We start from the raw sequence: 11,800 nt of genomic DNA on the forward strand, positions 1-11,800 counted from the left end.
CGAATATGGCAGAAGAAGTAGTATTAATGAAAGGTAACGAAGCCATCGCCCACGCAGCTATCCGTTGCGGTGCAGACGGGTACTTCGGTTATCCTATTACTCCCCAATCGGAAGTGTTGGAAACACTGGCCGAACTGAAACCTTGGGAAACAACTGGCATGGTAGTGCTCCAGGCAGAAAGTGAAGTGGCAGCTATCAATATGGTATATGGAGGTGCAGGAAGCGGCAAAATGGTCATGACCTCCTCATCCAGCCCGGGTGTAAGTTTGAAACAAGAAGGTATTTCTTATCTTGCGGGTGCGGAACTCCCCTGTTTGATTGTAAACGTAATGCGTGGAGGCCCCGGTCTGGGAACGATCCAGCCAAGTCAGGCTGACTATTTCCAGACTGTAAAAGGCGGTGGTCATGGTGACTATAAATTAATCGCTTTTGCTCCGGCATCTGTACAAGAGATGGCAGATTTCGTTAGCTTGGGTTTTGAACTGGCTTTCAAATACCGTAACCCAGCTATCATTCTTGCCGACGGAGTGATCGGACAAATGATGGAAAAAGTAGTTCTTCCTCCTCAAAAGCCACGCCGTACCGAAGCCGAAGTAATCAAACAATGTCCTTGGGCTTCTACCGGAAAGACAAAAGATCGGAAACCAAACATTATAACTTCTCTCGAACTGAAACCGGAAGCAATGGAGATCAACAATCTCCGTTTCCAGGCTAAATATCGTGAAATTGAAGAGAACGAAGTACGTTTTGAAGAAATCAACTGCGAAGATGCAGAATATCTGATTATTGCTTTTGGTTCAATGGCACGTATTGGTCAGAAAGCAATGGAAATTGCACGTGAAAAAGGAATTAAAGTAGGTATTCTACGTCCTATTACTTTATGGCCTTTCCCAACTAAGGCGATTGCAGCTTATGCCGATAAAGTAAAAGGTATGCTCGTAACGGAACTGAATGCAGGACAGATGATTGAAGATGTCCGTTTGGCAGTAAACGGTAAAATCAACGTTGAACATTTCGGACGTCTCGGCGGTATTGTTCCCGATCCGGACGAAATTGTAGAAGCACTGGTAGAAAAACTAATCAAATAACGAAACGATGAATCCCGATAAAATAAGAAACATACTAAACATCGTCTTTATTATTCTGGCTATAGCTGCTGTAATTATCTACTATGTAGCGAGAGACGACTTTAAATTATTTATCTACGTATGCGGTACTGCTGTGTTCGTTAAGATAATGGAGTTTTTTATACGGTTCACCAACAGATAAGGAGAAGAAGTTATGACTAAAGAAGAAATAATCAAGCCCGAGAATCTGGTTTATAAGAAACCGACTCTGATGAACAATAATTCCATGCACTACTGCCCGGGTTGCAGTCATGGTGTGGTACATAAACTCGTTGCCGAAGTAATTGAGGAAATGGGTATGGAAGATAAGGCCATCGGTATTTCACCGGTAGGATGCGCAGTCTTCATCTACAACTATCTGGATATCGACTGGCAAGAAGCAGCTCATGGACGTGCCCCCGCAGTAGCCACAGCTATCAAACGGTTATGGCCCGATCGTCTCGTATTCACTTATCAAGGTGATGGTGACTTGGCATGTATCGGTACTGCCGAAACAATTCACGCACTGAACAGAGGTGAAAATATTACTATCATCTTTATCAATAATGCTATCTACGGCATGACTGGCGGCCAGATGGCGCCTACAACATTAGTTGGCATGAAAAGTTCAACTTGCCCTTACGGACGTGATGTAGAGTTGCATGGATACCCACTAAAAATTACAGAAATTGCAGCTCAATTGGAAGGTACAGCCTACGTCACCCGTCAGTCCGTACACACAGTTCCTGCCATCCGTAAAGCGAAAAAAGCGATTCGTAAAGCTTTCGAAAATTCAATGAACGGTAAAGGATCTAACCTTGTAGAAATTGTATCTACTTGCAGCTCCGGTTGGAAAATGACTCCGGAAAAAGCGAATAAATGGATGGAAGAAAACATGTTCCCATTCTATCCTCTAGGTGATTTAAAAGATAAAGAATAACGCTAAAAGTCAGCAGAACAATGAAAGAAGAAATTATTATAGCAGGATTCGGTGGACAAGGCGTATTGTCTATGGGTAAGATTTTGGCTTATTCCGGACTGATGGAAGGTAAGGAAGTCAGCTGGATGCCGGCATACGGTCCTGAACAACGTGGTGGGACAGCCAACGTAACAGTAATTGTAAGTGATGACAAGATCTCATCACCTATTTTAAGTAAATACGATGCAGCTATCATCCTGAACCAACCTTCACTCGAGAAATTTGAGCATAAAGTAAAACCGGGTGGTATCCTTATATACGATGGTTATGGAATCATTAACCCTCCTACACGCAAAGATATCAAGGTATACCGCATTGACGCTATGGATGCAGCCAACGAAATGAATAATGCCAAAGCATTTAACATGATCGTACTTGGCGGTTTACTGAAACTTCTCCCTATGGTCACATTAGACAATGTCATCAAAGGTCTGAAGAAAACACTTCCGGAACGTCATCACCACTTGATCCCGATGAATGAAGCAGCGATCAAGAAAGGCATGGAACTTATCCGCGAAGCTTGATCAAGAAATAATAGATTTTGGATAATTGATAATTATTAGCTACGCAAACTGCGGATGCAACATAATTTTCAATTATCCATTATCATTAAATCAATTAAAGTAAGTATCTTTGCCTCCAATTATGAGACGAATTTTACTTATATATATATTACTTTTCGTTATAGGCTTGACTACTGCCAATGCACAGTTCAATCAAGGTAACCGACAATATGACGAAAACGGTCGTGACCAATATGGCAATCAGATTGATCCCGCCATGCTTCCTGATAAGCTGGACAGTGCAAACGTAGAGGTACAAGGATTGCCACCTACGCTCTATATGTGGCGTATCAAGAATGAATTGGGTGACCGGGTCATGATTCCGGCAGATACCGCTTTCCATCACTTCCAGAACTCCAATCTCACAGAAGGGCTTACAGGTCATTATAATTATTTAGCCAATATGGGTTCCCCCCGCTTATCCCGTATCTTCTTTGACCGCCGTTATCCGGAGCCAACTATTTTTATGGAACCCTTCTCAAGCTTTTTTATTCGTCCCACAGAATTTAATTTTACGAACAGTAATGTACCCTATACTAATCTGACGTATCATAAAGCAGGTAATAAGGTAAATGGAGAAGAACGCTTTAACTCTTATTTCTCTGTTAATGTAAATAAGAAACTAGCTTTCGGCTTTAATATTGATTATTTATATGGACGAGGATATTATAATAATCAGGGTACTTCATACTTCAATGCTGCTTTCTTTGGCAGTTATATCAGCGACCGTTATCAGATACAAGCTATATACAGCAATAACTACTTGAAAACGAATGAGAATGGAGGTATCACAGACGACCGTTATATTACTGCACCCGAAGATATAGCAAATGGAGTCAGGAAATATGAATCAATAAATATACCGACCGTACTGGATGCCAGTGCAAATCGTAATCATAATTTTTATGTATTCATGACTCAGCGTTATAACCTGGGATTCCGACGTGATATCCCTAAGGCTGAAAACGATACGACACCTACCAAACAAGAATTTGTACCGGTTACAAGCTTTATACATACCTTTCAGGTGGAGCGGTCAAGACATACTTTCCGTTCGAAAGATAACGTTAAAGACTATTACCAGAATACATACTTAAATCCCGAAGATCCGATTGTAAAAGATAGTACGATTTATGTAGGGGTAAAAAATACTGTAGGTATTGCATTACTGGAAGGCTTTAATAAATATGCCAAAGCCGGTCTGACTGCATTTGCTTCGCATAAGTTGAGTAAGTACTCATTGATGAATCTGGAAGGTTTGAAATCTGATCATTACAACGAAAACGAAATCTTCGTGGGTGGTGAACTATCCAAACGAGAAGGTAATATTCTCCATTACCATGCAATTGGTGAAGTGGGACTTGCAGGAACAGCAATCGGTCAATTCAATGTAAAAGGAGACATTGATCTGAATTTCCCATTGTGGAAAGATACGGTAGGTCTGGTAGTTCGTGGAGAAGTCAGCAATCGGATGGCCCCATTTTATATGCGTCATTATCATTCTAAACATTTCTGGTGGGATGATGATATGGCAAAAGAGTTCCATACCCGGGTAGAAGGCGAATTAAACATTGCTCGTTGGAGAACTCGTCTAAATGCCGGTGTTGAGAATATTAAAAACTTTACCTATTTCAACCAACAAGCATTGCCTGCCCAAAAGAGCGGAAGCCTGCAAGTACTCTCAGCCCGTTTCAATCAAGATTTCAAATTAGGTATCTTCCACTTGGACAATGAGATTGTCTGGCAGAAATCCAGTGACCAGGATGTACTTCCTTTACCTGATTTCTCGCTATACCATAACTTCTATATGCAGTTCAAACTGGCAAAAAAGGTACTTAGTGTAGAATTGGGTGCTGATGTACGTTACTTTACTAAATATTATGCACCGGCATATATGCCTGCTACTGAACAGTTCTATCTGCAACCGGACGATGATCGTGTAAAGATCGGTGGTTATCCGATCGTGAATGTATATGCCAACTTGCACTTGAAACGTACCCGTTTCTATGTAATGATGTATCATGTTAATCAAGGTATAAGCAAACCGGACTATTTCTTAGCTCCTCACTACCCAATCAATCCACGTGTGCTTAAATTCGGTCTTTCATGGAATTTCTATGATTAATACTTGTATAGCTTATGGAATCAAAAGTGAAATCGAAAGTTTACAAATATCTATTGTCGGTTATGAGCATATCGGCAATCATTTTCGTTTTTCGCTACTGTAGCAAACAAGAAACAGCTATAGGGCATCCTCGTGATTATGACGTCATTGTAAAAGAAGGAGTTTTGCGCGTAGCTACCGAATACAATTCCATTAGTTTTTATGTAGACGGAGATACCGTTTCCGGTTTCAACTACGAACTAATACAAGCCTTTGCACACGACAAAGGACTGAAAGTTGAGATTACCCCCGAAATGAGTTTTGATGAACGTCTGAAAGGGCTCAGTGAGGGACGTTATGATGTAATAGCTCAAGGAATATTAGCTACCAGCGAGTTTAAGGATTCTCTCCTGCTCACCTCTCCTATCATTCTCAATAAACAAATACTTGTACAACGGAAAGAAGTTGGAGAAAATGATTCACTTTACATCAAAAATCAACTGGATCTGGCAGGTCGTACCCTCCATGTAGTAAAAGGCTCTCCCTCCATCCTCCGTATTCGTAACCTCGGAAATGAAATCGGAGATACCATCTACATTAAAGAAATTGAGAAATACGGACCGGAGCAACTCATTTCTATGGTTGCCCATGGAGATATAGATTATGTGGTCTGTGACGAAAGTATTGCCGAAGCGATTGTCGATTCACTACCACAGATAGATATTAATACGGATATCAGTTTTACTCAGTTTTACTCATGGGCCGTTAGCAAACAATCTCCTGTATTGTTGGATAGTCTGAACACTTGGCTGGATAAATTCCAGAAAGGAAAAGAGTATCAAGAAATCTACCGTAAATACTACGAATAATAATTCTACACATCTTAAAAGCAATCAATAAAGTTGTTCTTAATAAAAATTAGCCCTATCTTTGTCTCTTCGGATGTAAAAATAGAATAGGTATTTATGAACGAAAAGATTATCAAATGGGGCTTTATTGGCTGCGGAGAAGTAACGAAGACTAAAAGTGGTCCGGCTTTTCAGAAAGTGGCCCATTCAGAAGTTGTAGCCGTGATGAGTCGCGACAACGCTAAAGCCAAAGCTTATGCAAAAGAAAGGGGTATCAAAAAATGGTATGACGATGCACAGGAACTGATTGATGATCCCGAAGTTACTGCTATATATATCGCAACTCCCCCTTCTTCACACGCTACTTACGCCATTATGGCCATGAAAGCCGGTAAACCGGCCTATATTGAAAAGCCGATGGCACAAACATACGAAGAATGTACCCGTATTAACCGCATTTCACAAGAGACAGGTGTACCCTGTTTTGTCGCTTATTATCGCCGATATCTCCCGTACTTTCAGAAAGTTAAAGAGTTGGTAGAAAATGGTTCTATCGGTAATGTCATCAATGTACAAATTCGTTTTGCACAACCTCCACGTGATTTGGATTACAATCGTGATAATCTTCCATGGCGTGTACAGGCGGATATTGCCGGAGGCGGATATTTCTATGATCTTGCTCCCCACCAGATAGATTTATTACAAGATATGTTCGGTTGTATTCTTGAAGCAAGCGGATATAAGAGCAACCGGGGAGGACTTTATCCGGCGGAAGATACCCTAAGCGCTTGCTTCCAGTTTGATAACGGATTGGTGGGCAGTGGTTCCTGGTGTTTCGTAGCACACGATTCAGCCCGTGAAGACCGCATCGAGATTATAGGAGACAAAGGAATGATTTGTTTCTCCGTATTTACGTATGATCCAATAGCTCTGCATACCGAACGCGGACGTGAAGAATTCTGTATCGGTAATCCGGAACATGTGCAACAGCCGCTTATCCAGGCTGTAGTCGATCATCTGCTTGGCAAGTCCACCTGCTCCTGCGACGGAAATAGTGCAACACTAACCAATTGGGTGATGGATAAAATTCTCGGGAAACTTTAAAAGTAGATAGGGAAAGTATCCTTCCTATAAAACTGACTAGACATAGTATATCTTTTAGATATGGATAGTGCGAAATGATATAAATTTAATTCTTTAATTCACACAGTCCATGTCTAAATCATCTATTTACAATAAACCATTTATAATCAGAGCCAGTCAATCTGTTTTCCCAGAAACAATATTCTGATTATCGCGTAATCTTGCAGTCCTTCTGACTAACAATAAATGATTCTATACAGAAATTAAAAAAGTTTTCTTTTCGATGTCACGTTTTTCATTTTCCTACGTCTTATCTGTGTAAATGGAACTCAAACAATTTAAAATAAAGGTATTACCACTCCGCGACAAACTACTAAACTATGCACGGAAAATGACAGATAATCCTTCGGATGCCGAGGATGCTGTACAAGAGGTGATGCTCAAATTGTGGAATCTACGCCAGAAACTTGAAGAATATCGAAGTATCGAAGCCGTGGCCATGACAATGACTCATCACCTTTGTATGGATATGTGGCGTACCCGGCGGCCGGATAATCTCCCGCTTGAGGAACTACAGCTATCTGCCACTACTGCTAGTCCGGAGTGTCTACTGGAAAAGAAAGACGAGTTTAGACTGATGAAAGAGATTATCGATTGTCTGCCTACACTTCAACGTACCATTATCCGGATGAAAGACATCGAAGAATACGAAACGGAAGAGATTGCAGAAATAACAGGATGTAGTGCAGAAGCCATTCGTAGTAATCTGTCAAGAGGCCGTAAAAAGATAAGAGAAATCTATTTGCAAACCATACAGGAACGTAAAAGGAGGAATGAAGCATGAAAAATATAGAAACGCTGTTAAATAAATATTTCGAAGGAGAAACGACCTGTGAAGAGGAACGCGAATTATGCCACTTCTTTACCGAAGGTTTCGTACCGGATCATCTTCAGGTATATCGCCCGATGTTTTCATACTTTGAAACTGAGCATACAGAGTTCTCCGAAGCGGTAGAGACTTTCCCCCTCAGAAAGAAGCCTAAAACACTCAGGAAATATATCACTTACAGTTCAGGAATAGCAGTAGTCTTATTGCTATTGCTAGGTATAACGGGAACCTTCAGAGAATTAGCTCCCTCACCGGAAAATTATGTCGTCATTGACGGAAAAAGATATACGAATGCTGCTTTCGTACGCGAACAGGCAGTAGCTGCTTTTCGTGAAGTCAGCCTAAGTGAAGAAGATGTTTTCAATACCTTATTTGAAGATGAAGAATAATACATAAAGCATAAGAATATGATGAATAGAATCATTCGTACCACATTTATTACTCTGCTCCTTATGGTTGCTGCATCTGCTGCCGCTCAACAGGGGCTACAGATTGCAACTGTCTTCCAAAAGTACGGTAAAGAGAAAGGAGTAACTATGGTTGAATTATCCAACGAAATGCTTGAAACGTATCAGATGAATCTCTACAAAAGTCTTGTATTCAAAGATGCAGAAAAGGCATTACCTACCATCCTGCGTTGTCTGGAAGCCGACAAAAAGAAAGCTAAAAAAGTGAAAGAGGTTGTCTCCGGCGGGAAAATACAATCAGGATACTACCAACTTCCTCAGATCAAAGAAGACATAAACCGTTTCATCCTTTTTAAAACAGGCAAGAAAGGGTCAGCCACTCTTATCTATATAGAAGGTGAACTGGATGCCGATGATCTGATTACGATGCTATTTATGAAGAAAGAATAAATTCATTACAATTATAAACGATATGAAAAACCTATTATTCCTACTGCTATTGATGGTTCCTATGAGCCTTCCGGCACAAAACGAGAACACTTCCCAAGATACTATTTTCTATGCTAAGGGACGGAAGATAGTTATCAAAGAACAAGGTAACAAGATTAAAGTGAAACTTTACGAAAAGTCTTCTAATGGAGACAGCCTGGTAAGTAACACACAAATTTTTGAAGGAGTATATCTGAACGGACGAAGTACAGAAAACCGCACTATTCTGGATGCTCTCCCCTTTTCTAATAAACGAAAAAAAAGGAATACGTTCTCTCCGCATCTTTGTGGTCTTTATTTCGGTTATCTGATGGTATCCAATGATTTCGGAACATTCAATCCTTCCAATCAAGTCAGTCTCAACACCAGTCACTCATGGGAAATTGGTGCTAATTTGTTTACCACTTCTCATGCATTCGGCCCGACCAAGAATTGGGGGTTTGCCCTCGGATTAGGATGGGGATACCGCAGTATGCGTCTGGACGGCGATTATGCATTTCGTGACATTGACGGAATAACGCAAGTAGTACCCGGTTCTCTCGAACCTGCCGATGGAAGATCTACCGAATATAGTAAAAGCCGGCTACGTTATTTCTACTTCCGCATTCCTCTTTCTATTGAATGGCAAACTAGATTAAGTAACAGAAGGTCTGTCTTTTTCTCTGTCGGTCCAGAAGCTGAAATCCGTCATGGATTCAGGTCCAAAGGAAAGATCAACGGCAAGAAAGAAACATTTGATAAGGGATTGCACGGACGTCCTGTAGGAATCAATCTGTTGGCACAAGCCGGATACGGAAATTTGGGAGTTTACACACGTTACGCCACTTATGGACTCTTCGAAAAAGGGAAAGGTCCTGGATTATATCCCTTCTCTTTTGGATTGAGTTGGTATTGGTAAAAGGATTAAAAGCAAGAATACCTGATAGAAATATCGTTAGTTTTATCTATATTTGTGAGAAGAATGTAGCAAATAAGTAAAACTAACGATATTTTTGTATGATGACTAAAGAAGAACTTATGCGGAAAGCTATTGAGCTTTCCAAAGAAAATGTTGCTAACGGAGGAGGACCTTTTGGTGCTGTCATAGCAACGAAAGAAGGTGAAATTGTCGCTACGGGTGTCAATCGTGTAACAGCTTCCTGTGATCCTACTGCACATGCAGAAGTTAGTGCTATCCGCGCAGCAGCAGCCGAACTTGGAACTTTCAACCTTAGCGGATACGAAATATATACCTCCTGCGAACCTTGCCCGATGTGTCTGGGTGCTATTTACTGGGCACGACTGGACAAAATGTATTATGCTAACAATAAAACGGATGCCAAAAATATCGGCTTCGATGATTCCTTTATTTATGATGAACTAGCGCTGAAACCTGCAGACAGGAAACTTCCTTCAGAAGTGTTACTACACAACGAGGCTATCAAGGCTTTTGAAGAATGGAGTGCAAAGGAAGATAAGGTGGAATATTAAAAGGAGCAAGGACAGTACTTAAGTCACTATCATTTGCATCAAAGATTGCGCCGACACCACCGATCCGATGGACGATGCATGAAAGAAGGTGGCCCCCTGCAACCTCCATGTCACCGACAGCACCGGTGAAGGTTTCCGCGTGGCATACGTCACAAACAAAGCCGTTACTTCTCCAGGCTGAAAGAAATCGAATCCCGCAAGTCCCACCGAGCAGAGAGTACAGTGGATAGACCATAATGATTTGTATTACAGAACTTTGCCCAAAGAGAGAGTCTATCGTTACTGGACGTGCGAATTTCCGTATGCCCCCTCTGAAAAAGACGAGCGTTTCACCCAGTTTTCCGAGTCTCAAAGACTGCATTAATTACTGTTAATTACCTATCTATACAGGGCTTTGGAGCCGGAAAATAATCTCCCCGATTATTTTCCGGCTCCAAAGCCCTGATTTTGTTTGCTCAAACAAGTGAATTGAAAGAAAACAGATTGAACCTATGAGATAGGAAATAATGATTGAAAAGACACAACTGAAGTTTGTTAAGTCTGAAAAGACTGGCGAACTGATCGGATTTGTATCCAAAACGAAAGACAACAAACTAAAAGGGGTTCGCGAGGACTCCGTTTATGGAAAAAGAATCTGTATCCTTGCAGAAGAACTCAAGGGAAGTATCCTCCCCAATACCCTGTATGAAGTAGAACTCAAACCCATGCACAAGGGTAAAAACGGGTACGTGGTGACTTCCGCCGTCCAAGTATTATCCGAGGTTACCATAGAGTCATTTATTGTTCCCAAGAAGGAATACCGCGTAGTCATCAATTTTGGTGGCAAGAAAAACTATAAGACCATATACTTCGACCCGCTTAAAGGCAAGACATCCTCCAGCCGCACCAAGGAGGGAGTATTGGAGATTCTCAACAAACGCAATGACATAGCCAACCTGAACGGTGTCATTTCAGACTTCCTCGACCGTGCCGACGAACTGATCCGCCAGATGCAGGAAGACGGCTATGACATCCGGTAATCCTCTTACCGGAGAGGCGTTTGTAATCAGAAGTGTATGAAGTCTATCATGTATAGAAGTAAATATTAAAAGATTATCTTTATTTGTTTGTAAATTCATTCATAGAACTGCCCATTTGTGAAAACCGGTAGTTCTCCCTTTCTTTACACCAGCCCTTAAAAAATAACTGTACCCCTATGGCAAGACTCAAAACCCACGAAGATAAGCGCGTTCCCGTCCCCGAAGACGAATATCTCCGGCTTATGGAGAACACTATGATATTGGAAGCCCTGAAAATAGCAGGTATTGAAGAACTGCCCATTTGGAAAGCCATGAGACGTATCCTCGATGACAAAAGGGTGAAGCTACATATACGCCCGGTTCGTAAGAATTAAACAAAGCAGCATAAAAAAGACCCCTGCCGTAATAGCAAGGGCCTATTAATGTAATTTTCAGTAGTTCCATGTTTCACAACATATCCGTACCTGGTTAAAAATTGACTGCAAGTGTTTCACAACAGTTTATAGCAGTCGGGATTTATATTTCGTGGGAAATATAAGGGATCTTCAGTTTCCCTTCGGCTTGTTTAACATCATATCCAATGCCTTTGAAGGAATAAACTTTATCTTGTTCCTGCCGGTAAAAACCATGTGTTTTCCACTGACAGGGTTATATCCGTTGTGAGGTATCGAATTCGTATAACGCAGCACGCCCAAATTGCTTAGTTTTATAGAACCTTGTCTTTCAAACTCTTCGAAAGCAACAGCCGTATACGCCGTCATTATTTTTTCAACCACCTCTCTCTTGTAGCCCGTTTTCAGACTGATGCTTTTAATTAATTCCTTTTGTGTCATAAGTAGCTGT

At 41.1% G+C, this 11,800-nt stretch carries 14 protein-coding genes; 13 read left to right on the forward strand and 1 reads right to left on the reverse strand.

Annotated elements, in window-relative coordinates:
• The first annotated feature begins 5 nt into the window (after positions 1–5).
• The 13 genes from EJF25_RS08685 (at position 6) to EJF25_RS08750 (ending at position 11,331) form a co-directional block, all read left to right on the forward strand.
• Positions 6–1,088, forward strand: coding sequence for a 3-methyl-2-oxobutanoate dehydrogenase subunit VorB (locus tag EJF25_RS08685; protein WP_125040904.1), 1,083 nt, complete (start codon positions 6–8; stop codon positions 1,086–1,088).
• Between the two features lie 193 nt (positions 1,089–1,281).
• Positions 1,282–2,046 (forward strand): thiamine pyrophosphate-dependent enzyme, encoded by a 765-nt coding sequence (locus tag EJF25_RS08695; protein ID WP_125040906.1) that lies wholly within the window; start codon positions 1,282–1,284, stop codon positions 2,044–2,046.
• A 20-nt stretch (positions 2,047–2,066) separates the two neighbouring features.
• Positions 2,067–2,609, forward strand: a complete 543-nt coding sequence (locus EJF25_RS08700; RefSeq protein ID WP_125040907.1) for a 2-oxoacid:ferredoxin oxidoreductase subunit gamma family protein — start codon at positions 2,067–2,069, stop codon at positions 2,607–2,609.
• 121 nt (positions 2,610–2,730) lie between these two features.
• Positions 2,731–4,773 (forward strand): putative porin, encoded by a 2,043-nt coding sequence (locus EJF25_RS08705; RefSeq protein WP_125040908.1) that lies wholly within the window; start codon positions 2,731–2,733, stop codon positions 4,771–4,773.
• 62 nt (positions 4,774–4,835) lie between these two features.
• Positions 4,836–5,621 carry a transporter substrate-binding domain-containing protein gene (locus EJF25_RS08710; protein WP_370685711.1) on the forward strand — a complete coding sequence of 262 codons (786 nt, stop codon included), beginning with the start codon at positions 4,836–4,838 and terminating at the stop codon, positions 5,619–5,621.
• A gap of 96 nt (positions 5,622–5,717) precedes the next feature.
• The gene (locus EJF25_RS08715; protein WP_125040910.1) at positions 5,718–6,704 is read left to right on the forward strand and encodes a Gfo/Idh/MocA family protein; all 987 of its coding nucleotides are present in this window, start codon (positions 5,718–5,720) and stop codon (positions 6,702–6,704) included.
• A 301-nt stretch (positions 6,705–7,005) separates the two neighbouring features.
• Positions 7,006–7,527, forward strand: coding sequence for a GFO_1088 family ECF-type sigma factor (locus EJF25_RS08720; RefSeq protein WP_125040911.1), 522 nt, complete (start codon positions 7,006–7,008; stop codon positions 7,525–7,527).
• Positions 7,524–7,961, forward strand: coding sequence for a PG0215 family putative anti-sigma factor (locus tag EJF25_RS08725; RefSeq protein WP_125040912.1), 438 nt, complete (start codon positions 7,524–7,526; stop codon positions 7,959–7,961). Before EJF25_RS08720 ends, EJF25_RS08725 begins: the two co-directional genes overlap by 4 nt.
• A 21-nt stretch (positions 7,962–7,982) precedes the next feature.
• Positions 7,983–8,429 carry a DUF6108 family protein gene (locus EJF25_RS08730; RefSeq protein ID WP_200832897.1) on the forward strand — a complete coding sequence of 149 codons (447 nt, stop codon included), beginning with the start codon at positions 7,983–7,985 and terminating at the stop codon, positions 8,427–8,429.
• Between the two features lie 22 nt (positions 8,430–8,451).
• On the forward strand, positions 8,452–9,366 hold the full coding sequence (locus tag EJF25_RS08735) for an outer membrane beta-barrel protein (protein ID WP_125040914.1): 915 nt from the start codon (positions 8,452–8,454) through the stop codon (positions 9,364–9,366).
• A 101-nt stretch (positions 9,367–9,467) separates the two neighbouring features.
• Complete coding sequence (locus EJF25_RS08740) at positions 9,468–9,938, forward strand: nucleoside deaminase (protein WP_125041053.1); 471 nt, start codon at positions 9,468–9,470, stop codon at positions 9,936–9,938.
• A gap of 506 nt (positions 9,939–10,444) precedes the next feature.
• Positions 10,445–10,957: a hypothetical protein gene (locus tag EJF25_RS08745; protein ID WP_235016759.1), complete on the forward strand. Its 513-nt coding sequence runs from the start codon at positions 10,445–10,447 to the stop codon at positions 10,955–10,957.
• Between the two features lie 176 nt (positions 10,958–11,133).
• Entirely contained in the window at positions 11,134–11,331 is a 198-nt protein-coding gene (locus EJF25_RS08750) for a hypothetical protein (protein WP_125040916.1), read from the forward strand.
• Positions 11,332–11,502: 171 nt separating this feature from the next.
• Here EJF25_RS08750 and EJF25_RS08755 read toward each other — a convergent pair whose 3' ends face one another.
• Positions 11,503–11,790: an HU family DNA-binding protein gene (locus tag EJF25_RS08755; RefSeq protein WP_125040917.1), complete on the reverse strand. Its 288-nt coding sequence runs from the start codon at positions 11,788–11,790 to the stop codon at positions 11,503–11,505.
• Positions 11,791–11,800: the final 10 nt, after the last annotated feature.

It is taken from the genome of Bacteroides faecalis, from assembly GCF_003865075.1.
In the GTDB taxonomy this organism is placed as follows: Bacteria; Bacteroidota; Bacteroidia; order Bacteroidales; family Bacteroidaceae; genus Bacteroides; species Bacteroides faecalis.